The organism is Kitasatospora sp. NPDC114501 (genome assembly GCF_055633695.1).
The window spans coordinates 1-12,931 of record NZ_JBVKDS010000007.1 but is presented as its reverse complement, the minus strand read 5'-3'; the positions used below and the strand labels follow the sequence as shown (position 1 = coordinate 12,931).

At 71.3% G+C, this 12,931-nt stretch carries 17 protein-coding genes and 1 pseudogene; 7 read left to right on the top strand and 11 right to left on the bottom strand.

All coding sequences use genetic code 11. The annotated features are described in order from the left end of the window. Positions 1-11 precede the first annotated feature (11 nt). Together ACZ7RU_RS14505 and ACZ7RU_RS14500 are read right to left on the bottom strand one after the other, a co-directional pair. A complete protein-coding gene (locus tag ACZ7RU_RS14505) occupies positions 12-962 on the bottom strand; it encodes a Clp protease N-terminal domain-containing protein (protein WP_470341264.1) in 951 nt (316 codons plus the stop codon). Positions 963-1,058: 96 nt separating this feature from the next. Then, positions 1,059-1,655 carry a GNAT family N-acetyltransferase gene (locus tag ACZ7RU_RS14500; protein ID WP_470341263.1) on the bottom strand — a complete coding sequence of 199 codons (597 nt, stop codon included), beginning with the start codon at positions 1,653-1,655 and terminating at the stop codon, positions 1,059-1,061. Positions 1,656-1,969: 314 nt separating this feature from the next. Between ACZ7RU_RS14500 and ACZ7RU_RS14495 the strand changes: the two genes are divergently transcribed. Then, complete coding sequence (locus ACZ7RU_RS14495; RefSeq protein WP_470341262.1) at positions 1,970-2,338, top strand: RNHCP domain-containing protein; 369 nt, start codon at positions 1,970-1,972, stop codon at positions 2,336-2,338. 31 nt (positions 2,339-2,369) lie between these two features. After that, positions 2,370-2,798: an RNHCP domain-containing protein gene (locus ACZ7RU_RS14490; RefSeq protein WP_470341261.1), complete on the top strand. Its 429-nt coding sequence runs from the start codon at positions 2,370-2,372 to the stop codon at positions 2,796-2,798. A 217-nt stretch (positions 2,799-3,015) separates the two neighbouring features. On the opposite strand, the gene ACZ7RU_RS14485 is transcribed toward ACZ7RU_RS14490, so the two are convergent. Further along, on the bottom strand, positions 3,016-3,633 hold the full coding sequence (locus ACZ7RU_RS14485; RefSeq protein WP_470341260.1) for a universal stress protein: 618 nt from the start codon (positions 3,631-3,633) through the stop codon (positions 3,016-3,018). 201 nt (positions 3,634-3,834) lie between these two features. Between ACZ7RU_RS14485 and ACZ7RU_RS14480 the strand changes: the two genes are divergently transcribed. Beyond that, on the top strand, positions 3,835-5,010 hold the full coding sequence (locus tag ACZ7RU_RS14480) for an oleate hydratase (protein ID WP_470341259.1): 1,176 nt from the start codon (positions 3,835-3,837) through the stop codon (positions 5,008-5,010). On the opposite strand, the gene ACZ7RU_RS14475 is transcribed toward ACZ7RU_RS14480, so the two are convergent. The 7 genes from ACZ7RU_RS14475 to ACZ7RU_RS14445 form a co-directional block, all read right to left on the bottom strand. Continuing rightward, the gene (locus tag ACZ7RU_RS14475) at positions 4,964-5,440 is read right to left on the bottom strand and encodes a GNAT family N-acetyltransferase (RefSeq protein ID WP_470341258.1); all 477 of its coding nucleotides are present in this window, start codon (positions 5,438-5,440) and stop codon (positions 4,964-4,966) included. The genes ACZ7RU_RS14480 and ACZ7RU_RS14475 overlap by 47 nt on opposite strands. Next, entirely contained in the window at positions 5,437-6,282 is an 846-nt protein-coding gene (locus ACZ7RU_RS14470) for a protein kinase domain-containing protein (RefSeq protein ID WP_470341257.1), read from the bottom strand. Before ACZ7RU_RS14470 ends, ACZ7RU_RS14475 begins: the two co-directional genes overlap by 4 nt. Further along, positions 6,246-6,815, bottom strand: coding sequence for a hypothetical protein (locus ACZ7RU_RS14465; RefSeq protein ID WP_470341256.1), 570 nt, complete (start codon positions 6,813-6,815; stop codon positions 6,246-6,248). The genes ACZ7RU_RS14470 and ACZ7RU_RS14465 overlap by 37 nt, the downstream gene beginning before the upstream one ends. 89 nt (positions 6,816-6,904) lie before the next feature. Then, positions 6,905-7,327, bottom strand: coding sequence for a hypothetical protein (locus tag ACZ7RU_RS14460; RefSeq protein ID WP_470341255.1), 423 nt, complete (start codon positions 7,325-7,327; stop codon positions 6,905-6,907). A gap of 129 nt (positions 7,328-7,456) precedes the next feature. Next, entirely contained in the window at positions 7,457-7,606 is a 150-nt protein-coding gene (locus ACZ7RU_RS14455; protein WP_470341254.1) for a hypothetical protein, read from the bottom strand. 6 nt (positions 7,607-7,612) lie between these two features. Continuing rightward, positions 7,613-7,864, bottom strand: a complete 252-nt coding sequence (locus ACZ7RU_RS14450) for a hypothetical protein (protein ID WP_470341253.1) — start codon at positions 7,862-7,864, stop codon at positions 7,613-7,615. Continuing rightward, complete coding sequence (locus tag ACZ7RU_RS14445; RefSeq protein WP_470341252.1) at positions 7,861-8,031, bottom strand: hypothetical protein; 171 nt, start codon at positions 8,029-8,031, stop codon at positions 7,861-7,863. Before ACZ7RU_RS14445 ends, ACZ7RU_RS14450 begins: the two co-directional genes overlap by 4 nt. Before the next feature lie 438 nt (positions 8,032-8,469). Here ACZ7RU_RS14445 and ACZ7RU_RS14440 point away from each other — a divergent pair, with 438 nt between their 5' ends. Together ACZ7RU_RS14440 and ACZ7RU_RS14435 are read left to right on the top strand one after the other, a co-directional pair. After that, positions 8,470-9,723, top strand: coding sequence for a helix-turn-helix transcriptional regulator (locus ACZ7RU_RS14440; RefSeq protein WP_470341251.1), 1,254 nt, complete (start codon positions 8,470-8,472; stop codon positions 9,721-9,723). 14 nt (positions 9,724-9,737) lie between these two features. Next, positions 9,738-10,097, top strand: a complete 360-nt coding sequence (locus ACZ7RU_RS14435; protein WP_470341250.1) for a hypothetical protein — start codon at positions 9,738-9,740, stop codon at positions 10,095-10,097. Positions 10,098-11,301: 1,204 nt separating this feature from the next. On the opposite strand, the gene ACZ7RU_RS14430 is transcribed toward ACZ7RU_RS14435, so the two are convergent. Further along, on the bottom strand, positions 11,302-11,784 hold the full coding sequence (locus ACZ7RU_RS14430) for a hypothetical protein (protein WP_470341249.1): 483 nt from the start codon (positions 11,782-11,784) through the stop codon (positions 11,302-11,304). Between the two features lie 425 nt (positions 11,785-12,209). Here ACZ7RU_RS14430 and ACZ7RU_RS14425 point away from each other — a divergent pair. Next, positions 12,210-12,392, top strand: a pseudogene (locus tag ACZ7RU_RS14425) (hypothetical protein); the annotation flags it as partial. Next, positions 12,389-12,739, top strand: a complete 351-nt coding sequence (locus ACZ7RU_RS14420; RefSeq protein WP_470341248.1) for a hypothetical protein — start codon at positions 12,389-12,391, stop codon at positions 12,737-12,739. The pseudogene ACZ7RU_RS14425 and the gene ACZ7RU_RS14420, both read left to right, overlap by 4 nt. The last annotated feature ends 192 nt before the right edge of the window (positions 12,740-12,931 follow it).

The following is a 12,931-nucleotide window of genomic DNA, read 5'->3' as shown; positions in this document are numbered from 1 at the left end:
CCTGCGGCGCCTCAGTCGCGCAGGGCTTCGACCAGGCGCCGGGCCCGGGTGTCCTCCTCCAGCAGCGCCCGGACCAACCGGTCACAGTCCCGACCCGCGACCTCGGCCAGGTAGGCCTCGACCGCGCGCGGGTCGGCGGGCAGCGTCACCTCGCCGGAATCGAGCGCGGCGTGCGCCCGGGCGTAGTCGAGGCCGAGCCCGGCGAGCAGTTCGCCGGCGATGTCCTCCTCCGCCAACCGCGGCTCGTGGCAGCCGACTTCGCGCACCGCCAGCAGGGCGAGCAGGACGTGCTCGGTGCCGGGCGTACGGCGCCCGAGGCGCTCCGCCTGGGCGTCGGCCTCCAGCCGGATCCAGGCCGCCGGACCGGACGGGCCCGACCGCAGCAGGCGCTTCCAGCGCGGGGCCCGCCGGGCGCGGCGGGCCAGCAGTGCCTCCCGGGTGGGGAGCAGCAGCGGGTCGAGCCCGCCACCCGGCCGCCTGGCACCCGGCTGCCCGCCGCCCGGCTGCCCGGCACCGTCGAGCCGGTCCAGGACGGCCTGCGGGGCGACGCCGGCCGCGCGCAGCAGTTCGGCGGCACGGGTCGGCTGGTCGCCGTCGTCGGCGAGCAGGGCGCGCAGCAGATGGGCGGCGGTGCAGGCCGGTCGGCCGTCTCGCCGGGCGTGCCCGGTCGCGGCGGTGAGCGCCCGGGCGGCGGCCGCGCTCAGCAGCCGCCCGTCCTCGCCGGCGGTGCCGAGCACCTCCCGGGCGGGGACGGCGGCGGGCCCGTCGTCGGCCGTCCAGCGTCCCTCGCGCTCCCGGAGCAGGGCGCGCAGGGTGTCCGCGCCCGCCCCGGCGGCGGCCAGGGCGGCGCCGGCGGGGCCCGCGTCCCCGGCCACGGTGAGCAGGAGGTGTTCCGTCCCGAGCCGCCCGCCCCCCGGCGCGCCGAGCGCGTGCCAGTCCGGCTCCAGCATGGTCGTTTCCATCGGCCCCTCCCACGACTGCGGCTTTACTCGGACTATAAGCCCGCTTTTCCTTCTCTTTGGAGTTTTCCGCACATCAGGACCGCGCCGGGGCGCGTCCTAGCCGCGCGCCCCGCGCCGCATCACCCAGAGCGCCGGCCCGTCCTCCGGCAGCCGGACCTCCTCCAGCACCTCGAAGCCGAAGTGCCGGTAGACCGCCAGGTTCGCCTCCTTGGAGGACTCCAGGTAGACCGGCAGCCCGTCCGCGTCGGCCTTGGCCAGCCCGGAGCGCAGCAGTGCGGCGCCCTGCCCCCGACCCTGGGCGACCGGGTCGGCGCCGATGACCGCCAGGTACCAGTGCGGCTCCTGCGGCACGTTGGCGGCGGCCGCCTCGATGGAGCGCCGGAACGGCTCGGCCCGGTCACCGAGGGGCTCGGCCAGCTCCCGGAGCGTGTCCGCGTCCGGGACGGCCTTGTCCTGCGCCTGCGGCGGCATCCATAAGGCGGCGGCGTTCGCGGTCCGCTCGCACACCCCGTGCCGGACGTACTGCCGGGTGAACAGCGTGGTGAAGTAACCGCCCATCCCCTCCTGCCGGGTGGCCGGGTCGGGGAAGAGCCAGCACATCGCCGGGTCGTCGGCGAAGGCGAGGGCCAGGGATCGGCTGACTGACGGTGCGTCATCGAGCGTGGCGGTCTGCGGCACGTTGGTCATCTGCATACGGACATCCTGCGCGCCCTTTATCTCCGGCCCGGCGGCGAGGGCCGGTTGACGAGCGCGGTGCACCGACCGGGCCGGGCGACCGGGCGACGAATAATCGTTGGCGCCCGCGCGATCGACGTGGTTACCCTGACGCCGTTCCGTACCGATCGACGACCTGGGCCGTGTGCCCGCCGAGAGGGTGTCTTGATGTCCCGCCTTGCGCCGAGTGCGCCTCGCCACGCCGCCTGACGGCCACTGCCTGACGAACCGTCGAGGCCACTCGGCCTGCTCTTGCTGCCATCGCACGAACCCCTCAGCAAGGAGCACCCCGGGTGTCCAGCACCTCCAGCACTCCCCCCGTCCTGAAGACCTCCACCTTCGCCTGCACCTGGTGCGGTCTGACCGTCTCCACCTACGCCGCCGACGGCACGCGGCGCAACCACTGCCCGTCCTGCCTGCACTCCCGGCACGTCGTCGACCAGGTCGAGGGCGGTCCGAGCGACTGCCACGGCCGGATGTCGCCGATCGCCATCGCCGTGCTGCGCACCGGCGACTGGACGGTCGTCCACCGGTGCGTGCGGTGCGACGAGCTGACGTCCACTCCGGTCTGCACGGACGACAACCAGCTCATCCTGATGCGGATGGCCGTCCGGCCGCTCGCCCAACCGCCGTTCCCGCTCGAAGCGTTCGGCTCGCTCTGAACCGCGCACGGAGAGGAGGGAGCGGCGAACCGTGCCACGACGCAAGAACACCGACGGCCGGGGCCGGCGGGAGCACCGCCCGCAGCGGCACAAGGACGTCCTGCACGAGCAGGGCGGCCACCGGGGGAACGCCTTCCGCTGCGTGGAGTGCCGACTGGACGTCCCCCTGGACGCCCCCGGTACGGCCCATCGCAACCACTGCCCGAACTGCCTGGCCAGCCGTCATGTCGACGGCCGGATCCCCGGCGACCGGGCGGCCGGCTGCGGCGGCCGGATGGCGGTGCTGAGCCTGTCGGTCCGTGCCGACGGCGAGTGGATGATCATCCACCAGTGCCTGTCCTGCGGTGAGTTGAGCGCCAACCGGATCGCCGGGGACGACAACGCCCTGGCCCTGGTCCGGCTGGCCCTCAAACCGCTGCGGGACACCACCCTGGCCCACCGCACCATGCTCACGCTGTAACCCGCTCGACCCGCGCGCCCCGGTCGACGGGACCGGCGCACGCGGGGTGGTCGCGGCGGGCCCGTCCGTACGGGCGGGCCCGCTGTCCGAACCGGCGACCACCCCGCGCGCCCGGCCACCTGTCTCCACCGGTTCGCCGGGGGCTCCGGACACCGGCCGGAGCCCGGGGTCCTCGGCGAGGTCCGTCCGTACGGGCGGACCGTCCACGGGCGGCGCCTCAGCCCGCGGACCACCGCTTCACCGTGAGGAGTCCGGTCAGCGGGCCGACCGGCAGGTGCCGGCGGGCCCGCCGCTGCGCCGACTCCCACCGATGCAGGTCGTGCAGCAGTTCGGGCACCGGCACGATCAGCACCAGGCAGCCCGCCCGTCGGGCGCAGTAGCCGGGGACCGCGCGCCGCAGCCCGCGGTGCAGCGGGCCGCCGCTGCGGCCGAGGACCAGCAGGTCGTCCGGCCGGTCGGCGACGTGCAGCAGGGCCGGGCCGGCCTCGCCGCGGATCACCACCGGGCGCAGCGGGACGCCGGGGTCGGCGCCGCCGAAGGCCGCGTCGAGGGCGTCCCGCAGGCGCTGTTCGGCGGCCTCCCGGACGGCGGCGAGCAGCGGCGGGCATGGCGAGCGCCGGTAGCCGTGTTCGCCACCGGGCGGCTCCCAGGCGAGCACCGGCACCAGCTCGGCGCCGCGGTCGCTGGCCTCGGCGAGGCCGCGGTGCAGGGCCGCCAGGTTCCCCGGCGACCCGCTGACCCCGACCACCACCCGGGGCGCCGCGCCGTCACCGTGCCGCCCGTCTCCGTGCCGCCCGTCCGCGTGCTCGTCCGTGCGCCGCCCGTTGCCGTGCATGATCCGTCCTCGTGTGGTCGTGTTCCCCGTCGCTCCCCAGCCAACCGCCCCAGTGGCGCTGACCTGCGTTCCTTGACGGCTTCCTGACGTTCCGGGCGGTGTTCCCAACGCCCTCCGTACGCGGCCCGCCGGGCGTCCGCACCCCCCGCGTGTCCCCCGTTCGGCCTACTCAGCAGGCGAAGATCACCCACGGATGGGTGGATGGAGACGGCCCGCCGGGGTGCGGCATGCCCGACGGGCGGTTCGATGTCGAACTTTCTAGGGAGCACGGGCTTGTACTACAGCAGCGGCAACTACGAGGCGTTCGCCCGGCCGAGGAAGCCGGAGGGGGCGGACCGCAAGCGGGCGTGGTTCGTGGGGTCGGGGCTCGCGGCCTTGGCCGGGGCGGCCTTCCTGGTCCGGGACGGCCAGGTGCCCGGCGAGCGGATCACGGTCCTGGAGCGGCTGAAGCTGGCCGGCGGCGCGCTGGACGGGATCGAGGTGCCCGAGAAGGGCTTCGTGGTCCGCGGCGGGCGTGAGCTGGAGGACCACATGGAGTGCCTGTGGGACCTCTTCCGCTCGGTGCCCTCGCTGGAGGTCGACGGCGCGTCCGTGCTGGACGAGTTCTACTGGCTGAAGGGACAGAGTACACCCTTACACCTTTGCCCTGACCTGGGCGAACACAAGAAGCAGTTCGTCTACCGGACTATTCCCGAACAGTGGATTCTTGCAAGATCAGGGCATCCTCGTGTGGCTCGGCAGCGGGATCGGCTCCCACGGCAGTGGCGGGCCGGGGTGGCCGTCGCGGTGTGGGGATTCCCCCGAGTCGATGAGCTGCTTGCTCAGCCACCTCGGGTCACATCCGTACATCTCGCCGAGGACTTGGACCCCCAGCCCCGCGCGGTATCGCCTTGCCACTGCCGGAATCGCGGCCGTGACGAGGCGATGGATCACGGCTTGGCGGTCACGCCGGTTGTTGGCGTACATGGAGGGCGGTCCAATCAAGGGGCACAGGGATTTGGGCCGGTCCCCCGTGTTTGTCAGAACATCCTGGGGGACCGGCGCGCGCGATGCGGGGAGCACGGTCCGCGGTGCGCGCCCCGGCAGCGTGGCCGGGCGTGGTGCCCCGCCCTGGCAGTTGGGTCTTGGCCACTGGCCAGGCGGGGAGTTGTGGGTGGTCGCCCCGGCCCTGAATCGGGGAGCCGGGCCGGAGCGACCGGTGCGCGCGCCCCTCGCGCACCCTTCCGCCAGGTGGGACCGGCGGGTGAGCCCGTGGTGTCGAGCGTGTTGACGCCCCGGGAGATCAGAGGGCTGGCTGCTCTCTTCGGCCGGAGTTCATGCAGGCGGTGGTCTACGGGCCCGCCGTCATGTTGGGGGCACGGACGGCGTAGGTGCTGAACCCGTTGTGCTCACCGGTCGGGACGAACCCGGCCTTGAGGAGGACGCGGCCGGAGGCGGGGTTGTCCGTGTGGTGCTTGGCACGGACCTTCGGGAGGGCGAGGGGGCCGAAGGCAAGGTCGAGGATCTTGCGGACTCCGTCGGTGGCGTAGCCCCGGCCCCAGGCATCCGCGCGCAGGATGTAGCTGACGGCGGCGACGGGTCGGTCCGGGTGTAGCTTGACGACCCCGAGGAGGTCACCGTCCACGACGAGGCCGAGCACGTACAGCGTGCGCGGCACCAGTTCCGCAGCCGCGACGATGGCGCGGAGGCAATGGCGAGCCTCGTCGGCGTCCATCGGCTTCCGGCCCAGGTACTTGGTCGACTCAGCGCTGTAGATTCTCACCAGGGCTCCGGCATCGCCAGGCTCCAGTTCCCGAAGTTCGATCACCCGTCCACCGCTTCGATCAGCTTTGCCAGTTCGGCGGCGGCGGGCCGGTCGTCCGGGGAAGCCAGCAGAACGTAGCGCAGCCGGGCCTGGAGGGCGGGCCAAAGCATCGCGGTGGACATCGGGACGGCCCGGTGGGCGATGGCCTTGCGGATCTCCTCCACCGGCGTGCCCGTTTCGAGGCCGGCGGTCGCGTAATCCAGGGGCCACTTGCCGGTGACGCAGGTCCACAGGGTGCCGGCGAGGGCGTAGACGTCGGCGGCACGGGTCGTCTCGACGGGTTGAGGACCGTTGATGATCCGGGCGGCCAGTTCGGGGGCGGTGAGGTGCATCATCGTGCCTTCGAACACGGTCCACGGGGTGCTGCCGATCCGCCGTGTCCAGGCGAAGTCGAGCAGGCGGACCGCTCCGTCCTCGCCGTGCATGCCGTGTGCGGGCTGGAGGTTGCCGTGCACCCACCCATCGGCGTGGAGGTCGGCCACGGCGCGGCACAGGGCCACGGCGGCGGCGAGGGCTTCCTCTCTCCCGCCTTCGTCCTTGCGCACGGGACGGAAGACCTGCCAGGTGGAGGGTCCGTCCAGCCACGGCGTGACATACCAGATGCCGTCGACGAAGCGGCCGGCGGTCACGGTGTAGCCGGGGAGTTGGTCGAGGACGGAGGCTTCGCGGGTGGTGACCTCGGCGGCCTCGCCGGTGCCGAGCTTGATGCTCGCCGCGCCGTGCGGGCCAGTGGCCTTCCACACCGCCGAGCCGCGCCGGTTGCTGATCTCCGTCAGCTCCAGCGGCCCGCAGAGGGCTTCCGCGGCCTTCAGTGCTTCTGCGGCCTCGGCAAGGAACTCGCCCATTGTCTGACTGCCTTCCATTCACAAGGGATGTGCTCGAAGACGTCCCGGCCGTCGTCCGCCGCGACGGCGAGCGCGGCGGCAAGGTCGGGCGTCCCCGTGAGGAACTTCGGGTCCAGCGGCCGTACGCCCGCCCGGACCGGAAGGAACGAGAACGGCGGTGACGGGATGTCCTGCCCGCGCCGGCCGCGCTCGGCAGTGCCCTGGGGGAACTTGCCGAACATGACTCCGACCGGGGCGTACAGGTGCTTCAGCGCCCAGTGCGGCCAGGCCATCAGCTCACGGTGATCGGCCCCCATGCAATGCCCTGTCAACACGATGTTCTCGCAGGCGAGAACGCCGTACGGGCGGGGCATCAGTGGGCGGACCCATTCCGCGGCCTGGACCCCGGCGTAGAACAACTCCGCTTCCACGGCGTACCGGTGGCTGCCCGGTGTGATCTCGTAGACGGTCCACCCGGTCATGCCGCGTCGGATGGACGGCCCGAGGAACAGGCAGTGCTCGGTCAGCCCGGCGAGGTAGCCGTGCACGTCCACGTCGATGCTGGCCGGGGTCTCCGTCCGGGCCTCGGTGAGGCGGAGCGCCCCGGCGGTCGGCCGGGGCACCCCGTCGGATGGTGCGGTGATCACAGGTAGGACGCCGCCGGGGCCACGTCGTCGCCGTCGCCACCGGCGGGCGAGCAGTCCCACTCCGCCCAGACCTCGCCGGTGTCCCGGTAGCGGGCCAGGGCTTCGGTGTCGAGCGTGCCGTCGGCGCTGGTGAACCAGACCTCGGGCAGGGGGCCGTACGCCTCCTCGTACGCGGCCACCCACGAGATGTAGCCGTTGCCCGTGCTCTCGACGTGGGTCAGCGTGCGGCCGGCGTGCCGGAGGGTGAACGCGTCGTGCGCGGCCGGGTCCGCGACGAGGGTGTGCCACGCCGCGTCGATCGCGCCGGAGAACATCTGCGGGGCGGGGTCGCCCGCGTCGGTCCGCCGCGCGGTGATGCTGAAGAACTTGCCCAGCTCGTCCAGCTCCACGGTGGGGTTGGGGGTGGTGGCGGTGCTCATGTGCATCTCCAATCGGGTTGGCTCTGCCGGCCGGGGTGGACGGGCAGTCGTGCGGGGTACCCCGGCCCGTCGTCAACGTTCCGACGAGCCGGGAGTTCATGGGGCGCCCTGGGGGGCGTGGCGTGACGGTCAGAAGCGGCCGGACGCGATGAGCGCGGTGGCCACGAGCACCAGCAGGACCATGGCGACCGTCTGTGCGATGGCGACCGGAAGTGGCGTCGGGATTCCGCGCGAGGTCCGGTCGGCGGCCTCGCGGTACTCCTCCTGGCCGTCGTCCACGGCAGCCTACGCCGGGCGCTTGTCGAGCGCGGCTCGCATCGCGGCGCGGCGCTGGGGCCGACGGGCGCGGTCGATGCAGTCCTCGCAGATCGGGTGACAGGTACCCTCGGCCTCGCCGGGGGCCTGAAGTGTGGTGCCCGCGCAGACCAGCGTCTCGCGGCGGCATACCCAGCAGGTCCCCTCGCGGTAGCCGTCGGGCCGGTCCACGACGAACCCCTCATCCGTGAGCCGGACGGGCAGCGGCGGCGGGGTACTCAATCCGCGGACTCCAAGTCGGTCAGCAGCACCATCTCCGGGTAGGGGTCGCCGGAGCTGTCCCGGTTCACCCAGGCGTGGTTGGCGAGCCTGCTCGGCGTCTCGGCCTCGGTGCCCGTCCCGCCGTCCGTGCGATGCCGGACCGGGTCTCCCTGGATCACACTGTTCAAGTTGCGCTTCTCCATCGGGTCGCGGGTGCGGGGGTGGTTGAGCCGGTGCCCGTGAGACCGACTGGGCCGGCTGACTGGTACGCCGAGCCGTGCAGTCCCGACAGGCGCAGGTGGACCGCACGGCGGCGATCTGGATCAGCGTTCCCACGGAGGGGGCGCGGTCAGCCGCCCGGGCGGCCCGGTAGTCGTCCAGCGGGTTCCAGCTGGCGGCGAGCTGGGCGAGTTCGTGCTTCGAGAGGCCGGTAACGACCTCGCGGTACACGCCTGGGGTGGTGCGTCTTGCCATCGATCTGTCCTCCTCTGCCGCTCGAAGCAAGCTGCATTCAGTGAACGACCGAGGAGTTGCCGAGAACCAGAGCAGAAGGTGAGCACCTATCAGGCATAATCAACGCACTGTCCGGCCTGACCTCGGGCTTCTCGATCTGAGCGGAGGCTCCTGTGGCTCCGAGAAGGAAGCATCTAGCCCAGCGTCGCAAGGCACTGGGCTACAGTCAGGAGGCGTTCGCCAACGAGTTGGGGGTCGCGGTATCCACGGTCACCCGTTGGGAAGCCGGCGCGACTGATCCTCAGGGGTACGTACACCCCAAGATGGCAAAGGTCCTCAAGGTCACCCGTGAAGGGCTGGCGGACCTCCTCGCACCAGAGGTGACAGTCCCTGACCGATCGGTGGTCTACACCGCTGCTCCTACTGGTGATACTGACGACATGAAGCGCCGCGATGTATTGAGCGTGCTCGCCGTGACCGGGGCTCTCATTGCCCTGCCGGGCTCCGAAAATGCTCCGACTCGTCCCGGAGTGGCTGCGTCCTTGGCTGAAACCGGCCCCGAGTTGAACGCCCATCTCTGGAAGGTCTTCGGCCTTTCCGACTCGAAACAGGCCGTGTACCCGATGGTTCGGCACCAATTGGCTCTCCTGGCCAAGGGACTCGGGGAGAGCCAACGGGAGAGTTCGCGCCAGCAGCTCTGTGCGCTGGTAGGAGACCTCTACCAGCTCGCTGGTGAGATCTTCTTCGACGCCAACAGGTATACCGATGCCGCACACTGCTACACACTTGCTGCCACCGCCAGCAAGGAAGCGCGGGCATTCGATCTGTGGGCTTGTGCGTTGACGAGGCACGCCTTCGTCGAACTCTACGAGCGTCGCTTTGCCGTCGCGGCTCCCATTCTGTCAGCGGCGTCCCAGGTGGCAGAACGCGGAGACAGCCAGCTCTCGACCCGGTACTGGGTGGCCGCGGTCCAGGCGGAGGTTCATGCCGGCCTCGGCGACCTTGATGCGACCAGGCGCGCACTCGATGACGCGGAGAAGGTGCACACGTTGGCCGGACCGTTGAACAACGGAGGCTGGCTTCGGTTCGACGGTTCACGGCTTGCCGAGGAGCGAGGCACCTGCTACCTCGCGCTCGGCCGCCCGGATTTGGCCGAGGAGGCGCTGACAGCCGCACTCTCGCAGCAACTGTCACTGCGTCGTCGGGGTGCGGTGCTCGCAGAGTTGGCGGCACTCGGTGCCGACCGACGTGATCTCGACCAAGCGAGTCACTACACTCACGCCGCTCTGGAGCTGGCGAGCCAGACCGGCTCGGGTTATATCGGGAGGAAGCTGGAGGGCGTCAAGCGTCGCCTCGTCCCGCTGATGACCGATGGCCGGGCTTCAGCATTGCACCAGCAGATCTCAGCGCTCGACAGCGCTGCCTGACGAAGGAATGACATATGTCGTCTGACGGGCGGATCTTCCGCGAAGCGTGGATCGCGGGCGTGTCCAAGCACTACCCGGGCGAACCGAAGGCCGGCTACGTCGCCCCATGGGATGAGACACCGGATTGGGAGCGAGCGTGCGCCGCCGCCGTGTACGGCCAAGTCCACGACTTCATCAGGGTGAGTGGTGGCAACACGTCGAAGCTCACGCGGGAGCAGAAGGGGCGCTTCGTCGCAACGTGCTGGATCGCTCAGATCCACAAGCACATCGAGAACCCGAAGCCGGGCTACGTGGCTGATTGGAACGACCTGCCCACCTGGCAGCAGGAGACCGATGCGGACATTTTCGAGGCGATCGAGCGCGTGATCTCGTGAGTTGGCTGACTCCGCCCTTTCGCCCGGACGGACTGCCGGAGCACGACGGGGCGGAGGCCGCGGGGGTGGGGCCTGGTGTCCGTTGCCCGATCTCGACCCCGTTGGCGAGCAGTTGTTGGACAGCGGCCTCAGCCTGGTGCTGGTAGCGGTGGCGGGAGTGGAAGTGGCCGTTCTCCCGCGCCTCGTAGGAGTCGTGGGCGAAGGCGGTGGTATTGAGGGTGACGTCCAGGCGGCGGTCGTGGCCTGAGCCGGTGACGGTCCAGCGGCCGGTACCCACCGCGGACCACGCAAGGTTGATGTCGGCCCCGGTGGGGGCCCGCTCGGCACGCTGGCGATCGGCCTGCTGGCGGGCCACCTCCCGGCGGCGGGCAGCTTCCTGGCCGCTAGGTAGCGGGGGTAGGGCCTGGGGTTCGTGGCGGGCCGGCCACGGCTCGGCGAGGTCGGCGCGGTGGTGCTGCCAGATGCGGAGCATGGCGCGGCCGTCGGCGGTGGCCACCACGTCGCCGCACTCGTCCAGCTGGAGGAACCCGGCGGCGATGACCAGCTCGACCACCTTCCGGCGCACCCGGCGACCCTTGGCTCCGAGGCGGGCCCCGGCCGGAACGAGCCGGTAGCCGGTGCCGTCCCACCACACCCCCGTCGGGGTCTTCGCCGGTGGCTGCCGCGACGAGGGCGTACACCTGGGTCGTCCACCCGGACTTCTCGCGGGCCTCCTCGGTTCGCCGGGCGGCGATGAACCGGTGGAAGTCGGCTTCGTGGTCGTCGGCGTGGAGGCGGGCGGCGTGGTGGGCATCGACGCGGTGAAGGTGGTCGTCGCCGACCTGGGCGGGGCGCCCGGTGTACCGGTCACCGCAGTCCAGGCACCACACCCTCCCGCCCTCGCCCCGGTAGCCGCCGGGGCCAACGCCGACGAGGCAGGGGTTGCGCAGGCCCCACTCCAGGGCGGTGCCGCCTCCGGGTATCCAGGGGGCGCGGGCGGGGGTGGTCACTGGGGTCTCCAAGGGGGTGGGGCCTGTGGTCACGCTGGGCGGTGGAGGGCGTAGTACGGCGTAAGGGCCATGTCGTTAGTGTCATTTTTTTGACACTCTTAAAAAGATCCATAAACAGCACTCTTACGGTGGGACTCAATGCCAACCGGGCTCCGGCACCCGGCACTTCGACACCAGGCCCCGCCCCGGGGGGTGGGGCCTGGTGTCAGTGGGGCTCAGCGGTGTTCGGTGGCGAGGTGTCGCCTGCGGGTCTCCTCGGTGTAGCCCCTGGCGGTGTTGCGGGTGGTCCAGCCGCAGGTGCAGGTGGCGGTGGAGTAGGCCCGGCCGGAGCACCCTTCAGTTAGCGGCTTGCCCGAGCTGGTGTGCTTGTGGCTGGGCGGGCACTTGGTGCCGTCGGCGTGGTGGTCGGTTCGGGGCACCTTGAACGTGGCCGCGGGGGCGTCCTGCTTCGGCCGGCTGGCCGAGAGAGGGCCTGGCTGGCCGGTGGTGCTCATGCGGGCCAGCGACTCCTGCTCGGCGTCCCACTCGGCTTCGGTGAGGGCGTCACCGACGCACAGCGGCTCGGTGTGGTCGTACCAGGTCTCCCAGTCGCTGGTGACGATGCGTTCGGCTTCGGCCTGGGCGGCTTCGAGGGTGGGGGCGAGGACGGGCACCACGTGCACGGTGATGACGTCGACGGCGACGATGTACTTCGGCATGCTTCTTGCTCTCTGGTGTTGCTCGGGGGCGAAGGCCTGGTGCCTACGCGGCCTGGGCGGTGGCTGGCAGTGAAGCGGTGAGGGCCCGCAGTACGGCCTCTGCCATGTCGGGGGTGAGGTGTGAGCAACATGTGGAGGTGGCTTCGCGCGCGTGCGCGCACCTGTTGCTGCGGCACCCCGGCCGGCCTCCTTCGCAGCCCCGCCAGGGCAACGCTCCCCGACCGGCCCTCTCTCCCCGGCCGTGGTCGAGCACCTGGCGGGTCCCTGCTCTCAAGGAGGCTTCTGTGTCGCCGAGTTCGCGCCGTACTGCCCCGCTTCCCCCGCACTGGGCCCGCCTTCGCCGCACGGTGATGAACCGCGACGGCTGGATGTGCTAGCACGTCCGCTACGACACCGGCGAGCCGTGCGCTGAGCCGGCGCGCCACTGCGACCACATCGTCGCCGCCTCCGAAGGCGGCTCCGACGCCCCCTCCAATCTCCGCGCCCTGTGCGACTGGCACGTCCTGCGCAAGGACGCGGCCGACGCCGGCCGGGCCCGCAGGAGAGCCGCCGCGGACCGCTGGCAGCCCGCCCGAAGCCGCCGACGCCACCCCGGGGAGGTCCGTTGAACGTCGACCCGACCGAGAAGGACGCGGCGAAGATCCGCGCCGCGCTGATCGAGCTGTACGAGACCGAACTCGACCTTGAACCGACCGACCTCGCGCTGATCGACATCGCCGCGCCGATGCTCGCCCGCGCCGCCCAGCTCGACGCCGTGGTGCGCCGCGAAGGTCAGATGATCGAAGGCGGGAACCGCAAGGACATGATGGTGCTGCACCCCGGTATCGCTCAGGCCCAGCTCAACCGGACGCAGGCCGCCGGCCACCTCGCCAAGATCCGTGGTGAAGGCGAAGACACCAAGCGCGGCCACAACGCCCGCGACGCCATCGCCGCCCGCTGGGGAAATCGCGTGTGAAGCGCGGCATCCGCTGCTTCGTTACTCACGGACGACAGTACGGAAGACATTAACTCGTTACGAAGATCTGCGACTTGAGGACGAGTGCTTGGGTTGGCGCTAGGGCCTGTGTGAGGTTGTGATCAGTCTTCGGGTTCTGCCTTCGTCCGAGGGTGAAACCCGGTACGACTGTGTCTGTGACGCGTAGGCAAC

Coding starts and splice junctions, on each gene's coding strand:
- ACZ7RU_RS14505 (WP_470341264.1), bottom strand. CDS start 962: ATGGAAACGACCATGCTGGAGCCGGACTGGCACGCGCTCGGCGCGCCG.
- ACZ7RU_RS14500 (WP_470341263.1), bottom strand. CDS start 1,655: ATGCAGATGACCAACGTGCCGCAGACCGCCACGCTCGATGACGCACCG.
- ACZ7RU_RS14485 (WP_470341260.1), bottom strand. CDS start 3,633: ATGCACGGCAACGGGCGGCGCACGGACGAGCACGCGGACGGGCGGCAC.
- ACZ7RU_RS14480 (WP_470341259.1), top strand. CDS start 3,835: ATGGAGACGGCCCGCCGGGGTGCGGCATGCCCGACGGGCGGTTCGATG.
- ACZ7RU_RS14470 (WP_470341257.1), bottom strand. CDS start 6,282: ATGGGCGAGTTCCTTGCCGAGGCCGCAGAAGCACTGAAGGCCGCGGAA.
- ACZ7RU_RS14460 (WP_470341255.1), bottom strand. CDS start 7,327: ATGAGCACCGCCACCACCCCCAACCCCACCGTGGAGCTGGACGAGCTG.
- ACZ7RU_RS14435 (WP_470341250.1), top strand. CDS start 9,738: ATGTCGTCTGACGGGCGGATCTTCCGCGAAGCGTGGATCGCGGGCGTG.
- ACZ7RU_RS14430 (WP_470341249.1), bottom strand. CDS start 11,784: ATGCCGAAGTACATCGTCGCCGTCGACGTCATCACCGTGCACGTGGTG.